We start from the raw sequence: 229 nt of genomic DNA on the forward strand, positions 1-229 counted from the left end.
CCGGAGAGGAGGGCCGGCTGCCACACCTCGACCCCCGCGGCGCGCTCGCCGGCGGCGCCCACGCCCGCGAGCGACGCGTCGGCCAGGGGGAAGAGCTCCGTCAGCCGGTCGTGGGTCATGGGGTGGTAGCGGGCCACGGCGGCCCGGCCGCGGGCCAGGGCCCAGTGCGGGGCGGCGGTGCGCGTCTCCAGCTCCACCACCCGGCCGCCCAGCGCGGGGGCCTCGCCCC

1 pseudogene is annotated in these 229 nt (G+C 82.1%); it reads right to left on the minus strand.

Features of this window, described 5'->3' with window-relative positions:
• Positions 1-229 (minus strand): annotated as a pseudogene (locus tag KVS67_RS13785) (M13 family metallopeptidase); the annotation flags it as partial.

It is taken from the genome of Micrococcus sp. GbtcB5, assembly GCF_019091605.1.
Taxonomy (GTDB): domain Bacteria; phylum Actinomycetota; class Actinomycetes; order Actinomycetales; family Micrococcaceae; genus Micrococcus; species Micrococcus luteus.